The sequence below is a fragment of the Prevotella merdae genome (assembly GCF_900290275.1).
Classification (GTDB): domain Bacteria; phylum Bacteroidota; class Bacteroidia; order Bacteroidales; family Bacteroidaceae; genus Prevotella; species Prevotella merdae.
In genome coordinates this window covers 174783-194328 of record NZ_LT985324.1, presented here as the reverse complement: position 1 = coordinate 194328, position 19546 = coordinate 174783, and the positions used below count along the sequence as shown (strand labels likewise).

General features: G+C 45.9%; 12 protein-coding genes and 2 pseudogenes. 7 read left to right on the top strand and 7 right to left on the bottom strand.

Features of this window, described 5'->3' with window-relative positions; translation table 11 throughout:
- Window positions 1-49 precede the first annotated feature (49 nt).
- Window positions 50-2368, bottom strand: a complete 2319-nt coding sequence (locus C9991_RS07235) for a TonB-dependent receptor (RefSeq protein ID WP_106811923.1) — start codon at window positions 2366-2368, stop codon at window positions 50-52.
- Between the two features lie 214 nt (window positions 2369-2582).
- Between C9991_RS07235 and C9991_RS07230 the strand changes: the two genes are divergently transcribed.
- Both C9991_RS07230 and C9991_RS16685 read left to right on the top strand, forming a co-directional pair.
- Complete coding sequence (locus C9991_RS07230; RefSeq protein ID WP_106811922.1) at window positions 2583-4217, top strand: SusR-related protein; 1635 nt, start codon at window positions 2583-2585, stop codon at window positions 4215-4217.
- A gap of 127 nt (window positions 4218-4344) precedes the next feature.
- The gene (locus C9991_RS16685; RefSeq protein WP_157949395.1) at window positions 4345-4518 is read left to right on the top strand and encodes a hypothetical protein; all 174 of its coding nucleotides are present in this window, start codon (window positions 4345-4347) and stop codon (window positions 4516-4518) included.
- 213 nt (window positions 4519-4731) lie between these two features.
- Here C9991_RS16685 and C9991_RS07225 read toward each other — a convergent pair whose 3' ends face one another.
- Complete coding sequence (locus C9991_RS07225) at window positions 4732-5643, bottom strand: patatin-like phospholipase family protein (protein WP_106811921.1); 912 nt, start codon at window positions 5641-5643, stop codon at window positions 4732-4734.
- A 386-nt stretch (window positions 5644-6029) separates the two neighbouring features.
- Between C9991_RS07225 and C9991_RS07220 the strand changes: the two genes are divergently transcribed.
- The 5 genes and pseudogenes from C9991_RS07220 to C9991_RS07195 all read left to right on the top strand — a co-directional run bounded on the left by C9991_RS07220 (window position 6030) and on the right by C9991_RS07195 (window position 9625).
- A complete protein-coding gene (locus tag C9991_RS07220; RefSeq protein WP_106811920.1) occupies window positions 6030-6188 on the top strand; it encodes an anaerobic C4-dicarboxylate transporter family protein in 159 nt (52 codons plus the stop codon).
- A gap of 22 nt (window positions 6189-6210) precedes the next feature.
- Window positions 6211-7323, top strand: a complete 1113-nt coding sequence (locus tag C9991_RS07215; protein WP_232823274.1) for a porin — start codon at window positions 6211-6213, stop codon at window positions 7321-7323.
- Window positions 7324-7700: 377 nt separating this feature from the next.
- Window positions 7701-7880 (top strand): annotated as a pseudogene (locus C9991_RS17280) (IS982 family transposase); the annotation flags it as partial.
- 397 nt (window positions 7881-8277) lie between these two features.
- The gene (locus tag C9991_RS07200) at window positions 8278-8667 is read left to right on the top strand and encodes an ISAon1 family transposase N-terminal region protein (RefSeq protein WP_106810743.1); all 390 of its coding nucleotides are present in this window, start codon (window positions 8278-8280) and stop codon (window positions 8665-8667) included.
- Complete coding sequence (locus tag C9991_RS07195) at window positions 8633-9625, top strand: ISAon1 family transposase (RefSeq protein WP_106810744.1); 993 nt, start codon at window positions 8633-8635, stop codon at window positions 9623-9625. The genes C9991_RS07200 and C9991_RS07195 overlap by 35 nt, the downstream gene beginning before the upstream one ends.
- A gap of 262 nt (window positions 9626-9887) precedes the next feature.
- Here C9991_RS07195 and C9991_RS17275 read toward each other — a convergent pair whose 3' ends face one another.
- The 5 genes and pseudogenes from C9991_RS17275 to C9991_RS07175 all read right to left on the bottom strand — a co-directional run bounded on the left by C9991_RS17275 (window position 9888) and on the right by C9991_RS07175 (window position 19505).
- Window positions 9888-10781, bottom strand: a complete 894-nt coding sequence (locus tag C9991_RS17275) for a glycoside hydrolase family 43 protein (protein ID WP_308225070.1) — start codon at window positions 10779-10781, stop codon at window positions 9888-9890.
- Window positions 10779-11852: pseudogene (locus C9991_RS17270) on the bottom strand (aldose epimerase family protein); the annotation flags it as partial. The pseudogene C9991_RS17270 and the gene C9991_RS17275, both read right to left, overlap by 3 nt.
- Window positions 11853-11987: 135 nt before the next feature.
- A complete protein-coding gene (locus C9991_RS07185; protein ID WP_106811919.1) occupies window positions 11988-14588 on the bottom strand; it encodes a family 43 glycosylhydrolase in 2601 nt (866 codons plus the stop codon).
- Between the two features lie 73 nt (window positions 14589-14661).
- Window positions 14662-16917 (bottom strand): beta-galactosidase small subunit-related protein, encoded by a 2256-nt coding sequence (locus C9991_RS07180; protein WP_106811918.1) that lies wholly within the window; start codon window positions 16915-16917, stop codon window positions 14662-14664.
- Between the two features lie 53 nt (window positions 16918-16970).
- Entirely contained in the window at window positions 16971-19505 is a 2535-nt protein-coding gene (locus C9991_RS07175) for a family 43 glycosylhydrolase (protein ID WP_106811917.1), read from the bottom strand.
- Window positions 19506-19546 lie beyond the last annotated feature (41 nt).

The window sequence follows — 19546 nt, the reverse complement described above, 5'->3', positions numbered from 1 at the left end:
GTTTTTAATATTGATTGTTAAATAATTATGTTATAAACCTTTATCTAAATTAGAACTTGATGCCTGCGCTGAACTCCACAGTGAACGGACGCATATAGCTGCCGCTCATATACTTGCCTGCATACTTGCCTGCCTCTTCCTTGGTGATAAGCTCCGAACCGCTGATTGTTCCCTTGGCACCCTTCTCGTTGAAGATATTAACTACACTCATGCCAAGGCTTAGCTTCTTGTTGACATTCCAGTTGATGCCGCCAAAGGTCTCCCAGTGGCCGTTGAAGTAGAGAGCCTCCTGAAGGTTGGCATAGGTCTTGCCAAAGTAGCGGAAGCTGAGCCATGCGTTGAGGTTCTTGGTGATGTCGTACTTAGGGTCAAGCTCGATGAGCACCTGCGGAATCTCCTTAACAATCATATTGTTGGCATTGACGCCCATTGTCTGGCCATCGCTGAACGTTACACTTGCGTTATAGTTCTTATACACCGGCTTCTGATAGGTAAAGAGGGCATGCATGTGGAAGTTCTTTATAGGATTAATCTCGGCAGAAGTTGTCCAACCCAAGGTCTGGATGTTGTAGATAAGCAATACTGTCTTGCCCTCCGATGTGCCAGGCTTGGTAAGGTTCTGCTGGTCGATATTGTTCGACTTCGAGATGTATGTCACCATAGACGAGAGGTCGAGCCAATTGTTCTTATAGAAGATACCGCCACGAACCAATGGTATGGTTACACGCTTGTACTGCTCTTCGGTAGGACCTGTTCCAGCATACTCGCTGATGCGTGGAAAGCGTGTGGCTATAGTGGCGTCGGCTGTAAGACCAAACTGTTTGGTAACGTTATACGTCATCTGCAAAGTGGCTGCATAGTTCAGCTTGTTCTTGGTTACATTTGCTGGTGCTATATTATGCTCAACAGCAACAATCGAGCCATCCTCTGCTCTTGAGTAGGTGTTGTAGTTGCCAAGATGGAAGCCGTTGAAGCGCGAGGCAGAAATTTGGTCGGCTGCCATGCGATAATACTCCAAACGTCCGCCGTAGAACACCTTAAACTTAGGCGACACTTTCCACTCGTCGGTAAAGTATACCGCAAGCTTATTCTCCGAACCCTTGGTATATTCAGGACTTAGCTCGTTATATCCAAATGTTTCCGAACGTTTGGCAGTAAGGGTAGGATCAAGCGGATTGACATACATCTGACTCAATGTACGTGGATAAGCCTCAACAGTGCCAGCCCACTGGAATGATGACGAATAGTAGTTAAGGTGGTAGTACCACTCGTTCAAGCCTATCATCAGCTTGTGGTTGCCCAGCTGCTTGCTAAGCTCTGTAGTCAAGAGAGCATTGCTAACCTTGCCTACATGCAACCATGTGCGTCTACCCTCAATCAGTCCGCTGTAAGCTGAGCCGTCTGAAAGTTGATAGCCGTCGGCCTCAGTAACCTCAGAGATTGTGCTACCTCCATAGTCTACATAGTTGGCACGAGGAGCGTTCATATATTTGGCATTAAGCTTCCACAACCAACCATTGTCAAACTGATACTGGCTGATAAGAGCCACCTCGTTGGCACGATTGTCGTTGCCATCGGTCATATTCCACGTCTCCATCTTGCCCGTCTTAGTATTGAGATACTTAAACGAGCCTTGACGCTGTACGTACGAGTCCAAGCCTGGGTCAAAGCCGGCAAGCTTCTTTATGCTGCCATCGCCGACATAGATAAACGGCGCCGCATTGGCAAAGTTGCCGGGATTCTTGCTGTTGGAATACTTGTATAATAAGGAGATGCGTCCCTTGCCATCACCAAGGATACGTGTCAAGCCGAGATGATAAATCTGTGTGCGGTCGGCATAATCGGTAAAACGCAGCTTGAAGCTACCCGGATCGAAGTTCTGATACATACCGGCGGTATACAACCATTTGTCGCCAATGCCGCCAGAAAGGTTCAGGTCGAAGTTCTGCATTCCAAAATGGTTTGCCTTATAGTTGAGCTTTCCGCTAAACTCCTTTTGTCCCAACTCGCTAAAAGCCGATACAGCATAAGCAATGTTACCAGTATTTATGGCACTCTCCGACGGTGTCATGAGGTCGGTACCCTTGAGCGAAGCATCACTACGCCAATGAGCAGAGAGCTTATGCACCGACGAAGAGTAAACCGCTGGTAGTCCATTCTCATATACGGTGACGTCTTCACTCGGTAGTCCTATCTGAATCTCGCGTGGCTTATTTGCATCAGCAGCATTGAGCATAACATTTCGCTCCTCTTTCTTGGGCTGCTCCGAATCATTTGTTGAATTGTTTTCTGTATGCGTTTGTGCATACATACCCGTAGAGGCAGAAGCCAAAAGGGCAAATGAAAAAGTTTTGAGTTTTAGGTTCATAATCGTTATGTTTTGTTTTCGGTTGCAAAGTTAGTTGCTATATCGGCAGAATGTATGTGTGCGTAAACTGGAAGTAAACGAAACAAAAGAAACAAAAGCGCATAAACCACTAAGTATCAGAGTCTTTTAAAGTTTATACTTTTTTATTAAAGTAGATGGTTTTATCTCAATAATAATTAGTAAATTTGCAGCATAAACCCTTAAACCAATCGTTATGCGGCTGATATTATACATACTTTTCATCCTTATGCCAATGCAAATGATGGCAAAATCGACCTTGGCTACAACAGATATTGTAGACGAGCAGCACCTTCTGAAGCTTCTCGACGAGTACATAGATAGACGCGAGCTATATACCGAACAAAAGGAAGAGAAGATTAAACAACTGAAGATAAAACTGCGAATGGCTCACAACAATGCCAAACGCTTATCTATTCTCGACGCTATATACCGCGAATACTATACCTATAATTACGATTCGGCCATGGTATATGCCAATCGCGGACTTGCTCTCGCTCTGACCGACAACAACACCTACTTTGCAACACTAAACCGTATAAACCGAGCAGCCGTACTATCTACCGGCGGACTCTATAGTCAAGCCGAAACCTTGCTAAGTGAAATTGGAGAGAAAAATGTACCACAACAACTCAAACAATACTATTACTATACCACAACTTGGCTATATAATTATTGGGAATCATTCTGCGACAAGTCAGAGTTTAAAAACCATTACCGCCAAAAGAAACTGCAATTTCTACGGCTAACGGTCAATACCACACACAGCAACTACGTTGGGCTGTATGCCTATCTTAGTGGTGAGCTCGCTTATCTCGAAAACCCATTAGGCAAGGACGTGCTGCGCCATTACACTATAGCCATCAACAATAGTCCGGTAAACAGCCGCGTACATGCATCTGCCGCTTACTGCATAGCACGCTACAACCGCGAACTGGGAAATATGCAACTCTACGAAAAATACATTGTAGAAGCTGCTATATCAGATATTGTTTGCCCACTGAAAGAGAATCTCGCCTTGCAAGAATTATCAACCTATCTATATAAGAAAAATCCTAAATATGCCAACTACGCAGCACGATACATATACATATCTATGGAAGATGCACAATTCTACAACAATCGCTTACGAATGCTCGAAATATCAAACATTCTGCCTATTATAGCTAATGCCAATCAAGAGGCATTGGCACATAAGGAGCGTATTGTGCGTGGTGTGCTTGCCGTGGTAAGTTTCCTATCGCTCGTGTTGTTTGCAATGGCAATATTCGGCTATAAGCAGAACAAATGGCTGGCACGAAGCCGACGCGAGGTTAAGAGCCAGAACCTTAAGCTTACCGAGTTGAACGAGAAACTGATAGCTACAAACCATCGCCGCGAGACATATATGCGATTGTTTATGGACATCAGTGCCGTGTATATACGCAAACTTATTGAATATCGCAAACTTGTAGGGCGCAAGATTAAAGCCAACCAAACTGCCGACTTGCTTAAAACCATCAACAGCTACAAGCTTGCCGAGGAAGAAGCCACAACATTCTATACACGTTTCGACCGAGCATTTATTGAACTATACCCAAGTTTTGTGGAAGAACTCAACAGCCTGCTTCTGCCTAATGTTCAAATCGAACAGCCTTCTCCTAACAGTCTGACTACCGAAGTGCGCATTTATGCTCTAATGCGACTCGGAGTGACCGACAGTCAGGAGATAGCCACGCTATTGTTCTATTCCACCCAAACCATTTACAATTATAAGTCGGCAATGCGTACACGCGCAATAAACCGCGAAACATTCGACGAAGACATAAATAGATTATGCCATGTAGGATGATAATCCAAAAATACTTGAAATTGCGAATATTCAAATGCAAAATACAGCACAAAAATTGATGTGTTATTACCGAAAAAAGCACCAAACAGTTGGGGACATTCAAAAATAATTGCTAAATTTGCAAATTATGGAAGATAGAGTATTGCGCGAATTGCCTCCGCTGCTCGACAGCGACTTCATGTATGTGGCGGACCGGCGAAAGAAAGAATTCACCTACCCAATACACAAGCATGAAGTCTTTGAGCTTAACTATGTGGAGGAAAGTATTCCAAGCACATTACTCTTCCGGCATTGGCCATAATGATGCTGTCAAGTATTGCTAATGCCGAAAATATCAGTATCGACAACTCTCCCCTCTCGTTCGAGGGCAAACCATTCTCGGGCGAATATCTCATGCAGAATGGCTTGGAGATACCTTATGGAAACAACGCACCATTGGGCAAGGCCAACGAATGGGCAAGCCGCGTACTGCTGATTGAAGTAGCAGTAGTAATTGGTCTATTAGTTGAAATTCTCAATATTTCTTATATTCTGCAAGTGCCTTTTCCATTGCCTTGCGTCCATATTCTATTATTTCGCTGCCACGCTCAAAGTCCATCAGTCCGAAGGCATCAGTAGGAATGTCTACGCAGATGTCGGGCGGCGTAAGGGCTATAGCCATCTGTGCATTGGTCTCCACAGCCACCTGAGCTACACGCATAGCCATATTCAGATAGTTCTCCGACAACTGGAAGTTGAGCTTCGGCACGCGCTGCCTTATCCACTTAGACACACGCCCCTGCGGCTTTTGTGGTTTCGGCCGCTGCTGCAAATAACCCGACTTCGTTCCACTGTCAGGTGCGCAGGCATTGACAGCCACAAGCATATCGCCCTTACGGCGTTCAACCCTATTGAGTGGAAGAGTGTTGTGCAGACTGCCATCAACAAGCACTTCGCTACCTATGCGCACTGGCGAGAACACTCCTGGAATGGATATCGACGCACGCACAGCCTCGCTGAGCGAACCTTCGCGAAACACATGCTCACGACCAGACACAAGATCGGATGCAACACAGCAGAATGGTAGCGGCAAGTCCTCAATACGCACACCCTGCGTCATACGGTCGAACAATTGACTGAGATTGTCGGCAGTGGCTATATGGTCGAGGCCAAGCGACACATCAAGCAGCGACAATATCTGGCGCCTATCTGCCGACAACACAGTCGACTTAAGCTCATCAAGCTTGCCCGCTGCAAACAGTCCGCCCACAAGCGCCCCCATCGACGTGCCGGCTACCGAAGTAATGTTGTAGCCCCGCTCCTGCAAAACCTCTATCACACCTATATGAGCAAAACCACGTGCTCCGCCACCACCCAGCACCAAGGCTATATCACGACTTTGGCGGCATGGCAAAAACTTATTTATATATTGCAAAAATCTTTTCATTTGTTGCAAATATAATAAATCAATGCCATACCGCCAAAAAAGATTTGTATTTTTATGGCTTTACGAGTATGCCTATTAGCGCGCCATAAAATACCTGAATCAGCAAACAGCGAACCTTGTATTACTACTGTTTTGTCCCAATTGTCAATGGCAACAGGGGTGTCGAGCGGTGTGGCTTAGGTAGTATAATAATTGATTGTAGTAGTTAGAAAAATCCCCGTCACTTGTGCAAGTGGCGGGGATTACATGTTTTTTCCCCCTTAGTTCTTTTTTTTACAAATCTTTGTCAAAAATTTAAAACGCTTAATCATTCTTTATACGTAAATTTGCAGCGTGATACTAATAACTAAGAATTATACAACTTAAACCTAAAGACAAATATCTCTATGACTACAGCTATTATCTTTTTACAATTGGCCATTGTAGTGGCCCTAATCTTTAAAGGTGCCCGAGTAGGTGGCATCGGACTCGGTATTTATGGTATGGTAGGCGTATTTATACTTGTCACCTACTTTGGTCCGCTTACGGCGTGGGCTATCTTATAATCCAATTCATGTAATACTAAAGATGAAAACTAATTACATTAAAATAGCATTGGCATTATTGACCGCAATGCCAATGCACACTATGGCACAAGGCACCAACAACGGACTTGGCGACGACGACATAGATATAAAGTCGCTATACGAGATGGTGACAAAACACGAACAGAAAAGCAAGGCCTTAAAGCTGTACTTCAACTATGGTATGAGCAACCAAACTATGTACGACTCGCGCAACGGAGAATGGAACTCGCATATGGTCAACCGTTACCTTAAGGTGGAGATGATAGGTTGGCTTACCGATAAGTTGTACTACCGTTTTCGCCAACGCCTTAACAAGTCGCACGAGGCACAAAGCGAGGACGGATTTGCCAAGGCTACCGACTATATGATGGTGGGATGGAAGTTTAACGACCATTGGTCTGTTCAGGGAGGCAAGAAGTGTCAGGCATTAGGATCATTCGAATTTGACGAGAATCCATTGTTTATATACCAATACTCAGACATTGAGGACAATGTGGACAGTTCGAAGGGGGCCGTCAACCTGCTATACAACGCTACGCCCAACCAGCAATTCTCCATAGAGGTGAGCAATACCTACAACGGCAAGCTTAAGGACGAGTTTGGCGAAAACGCCAAGGTTACCAACGGAAATATAATAGGTAACGACGAAAATGGTGCTGCAAAGATAAATACTGCATTGTTGGAAAAATCAAACATACCTCTTGCCTACAGCATAGGATGGAACGGCAAGATGCTGGACGGCAAATTGCAGACACGCTGGTCGTACACTATACGCACACAAGCAAAGCATAAGTACAGCCGATTCCTAAGATTGGGACAGAAGCTCAACCTAAACAACCTACAATGGTACATCGACTACAATATGACCTACGACGACTTGGACAGAATGAAAATTGCATCTAACGAGTTGGCGGATGTGTTAACCACTAACACAGAGGGCAAAATATATGTAGGAAAGATTAGATACCAAGGCTGGGTTACAAAAATGAACTGGCAGTTTGCTTCCGACTGGAACCTTATGCTTAAGGGTATGTACGAAACAACGAGCCTTACTAAATCAGAACAGTTCAACAACTATCGCAAGGCATTAGGCTATGTAGGAGCCGTGGAGTAATATCCAACAAGAAAGGAGAAACAAGACTTGCGCATTTTCCTGGCATATACGGGCCGAAAATACAAATATACCAAGCAGAGCCTGATGGCCAACTACAACACCAGCCGCATTGAATTGGGACTGATGTACAGAATGAAGGTTTTGTAAGATGACAACTTGGTTGCCACGGTATTAACAACTATCACATCTCGCGCAAGACCATGCGCGACTATCCCGACTTCATCATAGCAAATGCTTATGTCAAGTTGGCTGCCGCACAAACCAACCACTCTCTTGGTGTTATCAACGACGAGATTGCAGGCGCAATGTCCGAAGCTTGCCGTGAGATTATCGACGGCAAGTGGCACGAAAACTTCCCTATCGACATGATTCAGGGCGAAACCATTAACGACATGCTGAAGAATACGGCACAGATTGTACATTCGCGTCATAGGTCTGTGAACAACTTTGTCATGAACCTCATCTCAGCATTGGGAGCTTATTGTTTCTTTGACAACAAGCCCAAGGCTTTGCAGGGGTACTGCATCGAAAACACAAAGCAGCTCTCGTTGTTCTAAAGACAGAATAATCTATTTCGATTCTTTATATACAGCCCATGTCTGATGGCATGGGAAGAGAACTCGCGTATCTGTCTTCACATGCAACTAATCACTATTATATTCCGAACTGGGGTAATCAGTTATAAAATACGTATTTTTTGAGTGACGAAGTCAGGAAAAAATTCAGAATTAAAACAAGTATACGGCTATGATAAAGCATTGTCGTATGGGATAGATAGTATGCAGATGCAAGGTGCAATAGTCATTTTTGCAGCAAATATCAAGAGAATATTGCGATTAAGCTAAGAAGCTCTATTCGAATAGCCCAAGTACTGTGATATAGGCGTTTTATAGGCTCAGTGGAAAAGTACTGTGGATGTTTTTTTTGTTTCATAGTATTTTGTATCTTTGCATTATGAACATGCTTGAACAATTAGCCCGTATAGTTCTTCCCAAAGAAATACTGGACAATTTCGATATCGTCAAGATAGAAACAGATGAGTCTGATATTGACTCAATGAGTATGACCATCTATCTAGACGAGCGTATGAATGCTTATCTCCAAAAATCTGAGGACTACGAATCCAAAGGTTTTATGGATGCTGTACGCATAACTGATTTTCCGATTCGTGACCATAAAGTGATTCTTGTACTTCGTCGTCGTAGATGGAGAAACAAGGAAACAGGAGAGACATTTGTCGACCGTATTAGTGTTACCGAATCAGGAACCCGCTACTCGAAAGAGTTTGCGGCTTTTTTAAAAGAGACGTATGGACATATCCCCGACGACCTGCCGTACGCTTGAGCAATACTACCATGTAAACTCCAATACGTTGGATAAACAATACAAGGATGTCTTGAGTGACTATCGTACCTGGTCAGAACTAGAACATGCCGATGAATGGCTTGTCTTTCCTGACAACGTAGGTCGTAATTTGGCAATAGACGAGACCTCTATGTCTAACGGTGAATTGCGCACAATCGTCACCAACAGGGACAGACACGGAAAAGATCAATGTCTGGTTGCAATTGTCAAGGGTGTTAAGTCAGAGGACGTTATCAATGCCTTGAAGCATATACCGGAAGCACTTCTGAATATCGTTGAGGAGGTTACATTAGATTTGTCAGACTCCATGAGAAAGATTGTTCGCACATGCTTTCCAAAAGCAATGAGAGTAATTGATAGATTTCACATACAGAAGCTTGCTTGCGATGCTGTGCAAGAAATGCGCATTAAGCATCGTTGGGATGCTATACAAGAGGCCAATGACGACATGGAGAATGCAAAACTTGAAGGACGCGAATACGTGCCTTTTCGATATGAGAACGGAGATACGAGAAAGGAATTGCTAGCAAGGAGTAGGTATCTTCTTTTCAAATCAGGAGAGAAATGGACGCTGTCACAAAGCAAGAGAGCAGAGATCCTATTTAGAGAATATCCAGATTTGAAGACAGCTTATGGACTCTCGCATTCTTTGAGAATGATTTTCTCAAAAAATACTGTTAAGGATGCCGCAAGACTTTCTATGGCTAAATGGTACAACAAAGTGGAAGAAGCTGGCTTCCGTTCTTTCAATGTTATTGCTGCAACATTCTATGAACATTACGATGATATTCTTAACTTTTATAAAAATAGATCATCTAATGCTGCAGCTGAATCCTTTAATGCGAAAATCAAAGCCTTCAGAGCATCACTAAGGGGTATCGTTGATGAAAAGTTCTTTCTGTATCGACTTGCAAAGATTTATGCTTATCCCCACTAAATTTCCACTGACCCGTTTTATAGCCTATATAAGGCCCTATATAAAACTATATCAAGAAATAAAAAAGCAGATTGCAAAACCGACATAACGGCTAATGCAATCTGCTTTTGTGTCTTAAAACGTAGAATTTACTTCTAAAAGGCTACCTTTTTCAGTGCCCTCCATAGACCCTGTTCTACTATGGTTTGCAAGACTATACACACCCTCTCACACGAGGAGGGGGAAACCACGCGGGAAATGGAATTTACATCACATTCGATTATTATTTCTTCATCGGTACAATCACCTCTTCTTTTTTTACGATTACATGATCAAAGCCATCATTAGAGGGTATAAAATGTAACGGTACAATACGTGTAAGGCGAGGCGATACAGCATGGTTTGAATTATGTACATGATACACATAGAAGAGGTTGCCCTTCTTGTCGGCAAACACGTCGCCATGTCCTGATCCATTCTCGCCCACTATAGAGCGGTGAATGATACGGTTGTTAGCAGGCTTATGCCAAGGCCCCATTGGCGAGTCGGCCACAGCATATCCTACAGCATAATCGCGACTCATAAAATGGTTGGCCGAGTAAAATAAATAATATTTACCTTTATGTTTAATGACCGTAGGGCCCTCCATGATAGGCGCTGCGGGATAGTCGGGGGTATTCTCCCACGCCTCAGTGTTGCCGAGACATTGTTTCAGCGTGCTGGGATCGATGCTCATAGTGTTCTTATCATAGGCTGCCACCCATAAATAATTTCCATTATTGAAGCGCACGTGATAGAGATACGTCTTGCCATCATCATCGGTGAAGATGAATGGGTCGATATTTTTTTCTGATGCATCAACGGGCTTCACTTGCTTTTGCGTGAAAGGGCCAGTGAGCGATGACGACTCTGCTACAGCCACCTGCTCATTAGCCGTATAAGCCAGTTGCCAAGTCTTGCCGTTAAGATATAGTTGCGGCGCCCAAAATCCCTTGTCGCCATACACCTGGGGGCCTTCAGTAAGCAGAGGGCCTGTCGATGTCCAGTTTTTTAAATCTTTCGACACCAGCATTGAAAACCCTTGCGGTATAGTGTTGGTAGTACCCGTAAGATAATAGTTCGCACCCTGTCGTACAATAGTGGGATCAGCAAAGGCTATCTGTTCCTCTTTCGACACCGAGAACTGGTAGCGGCAGTGGCTGGTATATTTCTGTCCAGGCTCGAGCCACGGACTTGCCCACTGCGGTTTGTTAGGCGAGTCGGGGAAGTGTTGAGTTTCGAGGCATACCGAGGCATGACGCGGATAACGGAGGCCATGCTTAGCGGCGAACGACGCTTTGAGGAAGTTGCCCGTATATATTTGTATGCCTGGCTCATCGGTATAAACATCGAGACGTATGCCCGTGGTGGGACTATACAGAGCTGCTGCCACCACCTTATCGTTACCCTTTCCTTTGTGCCATGTGTTCAAGCACCAGTTGTGGTCGAAGCCGTGCGCATTGCGTGTCATATCAAACTGCTGGTTGTTAATATCTTTGCTGAGTGCAGTGAAGCGTCTGAAGTCCATCGGAGTGCCAGCCACGCTCAGTTCTTCGCCCGTCGTCATATAGGTAGTGTCGGCAGGTGTATAGCGGTCGGCATTGATATACAGCATTTGGTTTTCGCCATCGTGCGAGGGGTCGCCATTGAGGTTGAAGTAAGAGTGGTTAGTCATGTTAATCACCGTCTTCTTCGTAGTGGTAGCCTCGTAACGAATGTCGATAGCGTTGTCGTGTGTCAGCGTATAGGTAACGATAGCCGTTACCGCTCCAGGGAAGTTGTTATCGCCATCGGGCGAGAGGAGCGTCAGCTGCAAGGTAGAGTCGTTCAGCTGACGTCCGTCATACACCTGATATTGCCAACCTGTGGGGCCACCATGCAGACAGTGTCCGTAGTTGTTTTGTGGCAGCTGTATGGTTTTGCCATCCACCGTTATTTGTCCTTTGTTGATGCGGTTGGCATAGCGTCCGATGGCGGCACCAAAGTCGCTACTAAAGTTTACGCGGTCAGCATACTGAGCAATATTGTCGTAGCCCAGCACCACGTCGTGCATCACGCCCTTGCGGTCGGGCACCATGATTGATACGATGCGCGCGCCAAAGTTGGTGATGCACACCTCCATGCCCTTACTGTTGCGCATGGTGTAAAGGTGTGTGGCACGCCCCTCGATATTGCTTTCAAAGTGTGCGGGGTCAAGACCTGAAAGGGTCAGGTTATTCGAATTATTAGTCAGCTGGCTACCCATAACATTAGCCCGTACCGCCGTGGAAGTCAACGTTGCCAGTATTACCAGCAACGAAGCACATGAAGAATGTAGTTGTTTCATATCGTTATTTATTATTTATTATTTTTTTATCACCTTCTTAGTTTTTCCTTTGCTATCTTTCAATATGTAGATACCCTTATGCAGTTTATCGTACAGTTTGTAAGCGTCGCTGTCAGCACCCACCTTTTGGCCCATCAAGGTATAAGCTGTTATGGGTAACTGACTGTTAAATTCATCATCGAGTGTAGACGAAATATCGCCAAAGACGCTATCTATACCCGATATTGTTGTGATGGGAGCCCACTTAAAGTTGTCAAATAGCGCAATGCAGTTGTGCGAGCGCACGCCCGTGCGTCCTGAGATGAAGGGCAGCGGGTCAGTATAAGTAATGACGGGCGTGGCCTCATCGTTTAGATAACATTTTATGGTGGCGCCCTCAACCACCGCCTTCAAGTGGTAAGATTGGTTTACGTAGAAGGCGCGGTTTTTCGAGGCCAGCGTGGTCCAACCATAATTCTGCTTGCCCAGCACCACCGCGTTATTGCTGATGCCAAAGAAGTAACCTTGCTGGAAGTCGGTGCCCAGCGTAGTATTGTCGTTGGCACCGCCTATTGATGGGTTGTTGGTGCGGAAGATAAGGCCCGCGTTGATGCCATTTGTACAAGTGACGTCGCACTCTACGCTATAATCGGTCATGCCAATGTCGGTGAGTGCACCTGCAACATTTTTACCGAATAACGGACTGCACATCTGTCCATCAACAACCTTCCATACACCTTCGGTGTGCTTCCATATTTTTGAGATGCTGGTGTCGAAGGTGTCTTCATAGGTCTTAGGCGTGGCCGTGCCGCGCTTTATCAGCATTTCATACAGTGTAACGTCGCCATCTATCACCTCTATGCGCAAGGTGGTGCGGCCGTTGGGCAACTGTATGTCGTTGATAGGTGCCACGGCCCATGCACCACCTGTTGCGGGCAGCAGCACATTGTCTTTCACCACCTCATCGCCTGCCAGCAAGCGCACATGTGCTGGTGCGCTCGACTTATAGCGCAAGCCCATGTTATACAGTAGCTTCATGCGCACATTAATATTATATTGCAGCCAGTGGCTTTGCTTCAGGTGCATCACCTCGCACATGCCATAACTCAGGGCAAAGTTTTCGCGCTCGGCGCCAATGCTCTGCTCCTTACACAGGGTAGCGGGTATGATGCCTGGCACAGGAAGGTTTACATCTAAGATGCCCGAACCATCAACATAGGGGCTGAGGGCAATGTATGAGAAGTCGGCCTTACAGCCATGCGACACGTAACCCACCGAGCCACCTTTCTCGCCCGTAGTAGTAGTAGTGCGCAGCAGTCCATCGACAAACACTTTCAGGCGTGTACCCTTCTTTTCAAGGCGTATGCTGTGCCATGCCTGTGGGGTAAAGTCGCCCACCAGGTTATACGTTGCCTTCAGTGTTCTTACACCTTGGCTACAGCTGTATAGCTCCAGTTTGGCCTCGGCAGCGTTCAGCAGCGCCTCTTGATAATTGTTAGCATCGGCATAGGCGTATAGGGCGCCAAAGCATCCGCTGGTCTCGCCTTGGGCAAGCCTCATCGTAAATTCGGCCGTGAAGGTATCTTCGGCATAAGGCGTAAACACCGCCATAGCGTTTTCGGCCGACGATGTTTGAGCCAGATAGTCGCTGTTCACAATGCTCCATGTGCCACCGTTTGTGCTCCAGTCGGGGCCTATCTCGGCACGATCAAAATAGTCGCACGGCGCTATGATGGGGGCATCTTGCATCCAGGTGGTGTTGCCCAGCATCATCATCTTATCGCCATTCCATGCTATGCGGTCGAGGTCGAGTTGGCGCTGCGTGCGTCCGCTGGTACGCGTCATGTTGTGATAGCAGAAATAATACGAGTCGAGGTCGGGGCCCACGAAGGCCGAGCCGTGACCTAAACCATAATGGCTGTCAACACCATCGGCACTTATCAGGATGGGGTTTTGTTCGGCCTGAGGCGTATAGCGGGCTATCGGCCCTTGGGTGTTTACGGCATAGTCGATACGATAACCATTTGTGAGCACATGGTTGCCCGTATAGATAAGATAATATTTGCCATTGCGTTTAAACACGCCGGGGCCCTCAGTCCACTGGCCGTTCATACAGGCGTTAAGGTCGACATCGGTCCCAAACGAGGTGTGTGTAGGCATCTTGTTGCCTTTAATGCCCGTATGGTCGGCATGATAAAAATACCACTGGCCATCGTCGTCAATAAAGATGCTACCATCAATCTCCTGCTTCAGGTTATCGGTCACCACCTTGAAAGGGCCCGTGGGACTATCACTGGTCAACACATAGTGGCCCAGGCCGTTGGGCGAGGTCACCATATAGAAAGTACCATTCCAGTATTTCACCTCGGGTGCATAGCCATCAACGGCAATGGGGTCGTTGCTCACCACAATGGCATCAGACCAATTAATGAGGTCGCGCGATGTCCAGCACAGCAAGCTTTTTGTGGCCGAACTGCAATACAGATAATACACGCCACGATATTTTATCACTTGTGGGTCGCCCACATCATAACTCTGCTGCCCCGACATCACCACAGGATTTTTCCAACCTTGGGCTTTAGTGTTTACCGTGGGTATAAGCATTAAAAGGCTGGAGACAAAATATTTAAATACATTCATTTTTTACTATTTATATAAGTATTCAACAATTTCGAACATTTTATTTAAACCGTACCTTTTTCTTAAAAAGCTATTAATACTTTTCAACGTTGTCCATTATGGGGTTAAGCCAAAACGTAAACGTTTGTTTGTGCAACAACACGCGAGTGTCGGTTATCATCTCTGGATACTGGCCTACGTTCACCATCTCGTTCACACCCGACTGCTTAAGGTCGATGTGCAAATCGATAGCCGAGGGCAATGTTTTTGCAAGGTATGCGCTGGCACCGAACGTTATTGCCGACGACACCTCCAAGCCAAGGCCCAGCGCATTAGTTTGACGCCAATAACGCACGTCACAGTGGTTACCCCACGCTTGATAGGGTATATAAGGACACTGTGCGTGAGTAACATTATATTTATATTGCCCCACAAATTGCGATGCCTTACGGTCGGCATAGTTTTCCAATGGGCCACGTCCGAAATATTCGCTCTGGCACATATCCACTGGCATTTGAAGCGTCATACCATAGCGTAAAGCAAGGGGCACAGCCGTTTCATCGTTGGGCGTTACCGTTTGCTCAACCTTCATTACGCCTCCCTCATTAATAGTATAACAAATAGATAGGGCTACATTCTGTTCCTTCAACTCGTATTGCGCTGTTACACAAATATCGGTACGTTGGGTGCTGTTACTCTTCACCTTTTCGGTTTTCAGCGCAACAAGCGTATAGGTAGGTTTTTCCCATTGGGCAAACTGTTTTTCGCCATTTGCAGCACGGTCGTTGTTGGTCAGCGCTCGCCAAAACGTAGGCTTTAATGTGCCACCTTCGGCCAGCAGTTTTTGTCCATTTACATCGTAACGTGTGAGCCATCCTGTAGTCTTGTCAAACGCTACTGTGCAGCAAGTGTTTGAGATAACTATGCTTTGCCCGCGTTTCAGCTTTAGTGGGCGCTTGTCAACCATTGATGCTTGCAGGGGCTCAACGCTCGGTTTAAAGGGGCGCACCGTTATTTGCGCCTTTGCCTGTTCTTGATCTTTGGCAATCAGTTCTGTAGCAATTGCCTGATGATAGGAAACATCAAGGGTTAATTCGCCCTTCGGATAAGTTTTAAACAAATCGGTAAAGCCCAAGTTGATGTTTGTTGTTTTACGAGGTGCCACACTAAAGGGCTTTGTATATACACCATTTTTTATGGGCACACCATTGTGGCGCACCACCCACCTTATATATACATTGCTCAGCGTATCGTAAAAACTATCGTTGAAAACTTCAAGACGCCCTATGCGTGGGGCATGTGACAGCGTGCTGATGCTCTGCATCTGGTAGCGTATCTCTTGCATGGCAGGGGTAGCGGCCTGCATATTGGCTAATGTGCCCTCGCACAGAAAGCCCCCAGCATATTTAGGCTGTCGGTATCGTAACGACATATACTCATCAATAGCACCATAACTATTGCCGTTAGGCTGGGCATAGCTGGCCAAAAGTTGAGGCTTTTCAGCAACAGGATTGCCCATATTGCAGAAATCGTCGGCCACCTTGGCAGTGGGAGCAAAAGGCGCATACAGTTCACAGCGTTTATCAGTGAAAGGCATATCGACCCATATCACGGGGCGCTTTGTGTCTTCCTGCTTCAACGTTTCAAACAGTCTGCTTATCACAACATTGTCGGTCTCGGCTTTTCCTACGCTCCACATTATAATACTGGGGTGATTATATAACTGCTTGAAAGCAGCTATGTGTTGACTTCTTCCTAATTCAACACAGGCGTAAAAGCCATATTCGTCGCAGAGATCATACCATAATGGGTCAACCCGATCAGTGCACACGGCATTGATATTATGCGCTTTCAGTAGGCGAAGAATGTCTATCATGTCGGCACGACTCATGTTTGGCTGCAGATTGTGCAAGTTGATGCCTTTCAAAAACAAGGGGCAACCATTCAGAAAGAGTTTTGCATAGCGTATAGCTACCAAGCGGAAACCTACCTTTTGCTTCACCTGTTCTGCCAGCCCCCTACCTTTTATGGGTGTGGCGTTGAGATATAACGTATATTGGTATGGCGTTTCGGCCGTCCAGCGTTTTACCTTTTGTACGTCAATAGCAAACTGCTGGCGCGCTGGTTTTACTTGCTTTACAAGCTTGCCTTCGGCCACCACTTCTCCATCGGCATCCATCAGGCAGTATGTCACCATACTATTGCCCTGGTTCCAAAACGTAATATCTAACTTTCCGTTTTTAAAAGTTTGCTCGTCAATAGAGGGTGTAACGTGCAACGAGTCGATGAGGGCTGCATACACACGTCCTGTTGACAATACAAGTAATATCAAAAATAATAATTTCTTCATTCGAAAAGAATTTATTTCATACAGCAGTTCTTGTTCAATACCATGTTCCTTCTTTAGTTTACAACATAATAGAGCACATTGCCAACTGTTACCTTTGCAGCACCGTCAGACAAAAGTCCACAACGGGTAGGAACGTCATGAGCAAGAGTGACGACACCAAACGAACGATCGTTTACATACATATGTATGTCCTTGCCTCGGCGTTCCACACGCAACTGGTTCACAGTTTGACGCTCGCTGCCAACCTTTATTCGGTATATGTTACGATGCATATCAGTGGCTTCACGATTGATGAAACGCAATCCGCGAGTCTTGACCGTAGGGAACGTTATGCGTTGCCACGCAGGATTTGACGATGTAGCTAATTCTGTTGACAAAGGTCGCCAGGTGTCACCATCCAGCCATGCTATCTCTTGCGATGATGCTACATCAGCCTGATAATGCTCCTTGACAGCCGCCTCAATACCCAAATCGTGTGCATAGGGGTCGTTATCAGGAGTGTTGTGAGGAAAGAGCAGTGCGTTGACATAAGTGTCGCTGTCGAAACGATATTGCTTTTCAAAGCTGTCGGTGTATTTCACATCAGGATATACCACCTGTTCTGTGGCAAGAGGTTTCACTACCATCTTTGTTTTACCTTTTACACAATGGTCTATCACCACTTGCGCTTTTGCAGCATCAATCTTTACGCTTACATAGTTTTTATCATCAGTATAGGCCGCCATCACGCCATAAGTGCCTGATGTAGCATCATTATCGTCGGTCTGCACACTCAGTTCATAGTTATTAGCGGCAGCGCCCTTCAGCCACATGCCCTTGGCAAGTGCTAAGCCATGCGTTCCTGCGGTAAGCGTATCCCATCCACTGAAATACGATCCGTATTCGTCAAAGCCTTCATTATAAGCAGCGTGGTCAATGTGGTAATCATTGCTATCACCCAATAGTTCAACCTTATTATCACTAACATTCACACGCTGATGTTGGGTTACAAGAACTTTGTCTATCCACACCGTCAGCAGGTTGTGATTTTTCTCTATACGCCACTCGTGTGCAACGTTACGAGCCATGCTATCGGGTAGCAGAACGGTTTTATCGCCTATGACAATACCCTGCTCACGTTGGGCAGACGACATAGTAAGTTCGAGCAAATAGGTTGTTGAAGAGAAAGGTATATCAGCAATGCTGGTGCCCGCATACTGGGGTTTAGAGGGTGCTGGATGGAAGCCCGCAGTATTCGGCCCCGTGATGCCATCAACCACCATACGTCCATTACTGAAATGGATGCGATCAATATATTGGCTACGCTGCCAACCTTTATTAGCCATATAAACGAGCCACCATTCCCAGCCATTAGGGCCACGCACAATATTAGGCTGACCAGGCGTTACGAGCAGGTCGTCGGCTTTTTCATTTCCAAAATCGTAAAGGGCGATTGACGACAATGTTCCTTTCCCTTCCTTCGGCTGTTCAATAACAAGGGTGTTTACACCTTTTTTCAGCCAACTGTGGTTGATGGGATACAACTGATAGTCGGAGCTTTTACCAGCATTTATTGCATGGCCATTGATTTTCACACTTATACCACCGCGCTGAATAAGTTTCAGATACACATTACCTGCAGGCACTGACGCAAGGTCAAAACGCATGGTGCGGGCAGACGCATTGCCAGTATCACCACTATTATCTGTTGCCAATGGTTGCCATTGTCCTGATCCATAATGCAAAAGGTCGGCATGGGTATCGTCAATGCTCTCGGTGTTGGGACCTACCACAGGCCAGCTATACTTTCCTCCAGGACTAAAGGCAAGGGGACTGGTGGCCTCGCATACTCCGAGACGATAGTTGCCAAAGGATGGTGAAGTGTGATTAGCATTATACATCATATAATAACGTCCACGATATTTAATGACAAAGGGGCCTTCGGCCACGCGATTGTCGTATGTTTCCCAGGTGCCAGGCTGCGAACTAAACTGTTGCACAGCATCGCCACAGAACGTAAAGTCTTGGTTCATAGGACGGCCCCAGATGGTGTTGCCATCGGTAAACTTCACCATATATAGGTATAGGCGACCATCATCATCGCGAAACACCATGGGATCGATACGATTTTCAAACCACTGGTCATCACGCACCTCACGATACGGCCCAGTAACTGAGGACGACACGGCATGGGTAATGTGCACAATATGTTTGTCTTTACCCCAGTAGTTGGCACTGAAGAGGAGGTGAAACTGTCCGCCACTGTACGACATATCGTTGGCATGTATCTGGTTATTCTTAGCCCCCGTTCCCTTTGTCCATTGGTTATCAAGGTCGAACACATGCACACGTTCGCCCCAATTCATGAGATCAGAACTTACAAAAAGGTCGCCATAAGTGGCCACACCACCCAAATAATATTTGCCCGCATATTTTATACATCCTGCATCGGCAATGCCAGGAATAACAGGGTTAGTATATGATTGTGCCTCTGCCGTTTCCACATTTAATGAGAAGACCGCTGATACAAGGGGCAATGCTACCGAAGCAAACAACAGCAGACGTTTTTTTATACTGCAGGAATGTAGGTTTCTAAAATGAGTTTTCATAATTGTAGGTTTTGTATAAATCGGTTCTGTATAAGAGGGGT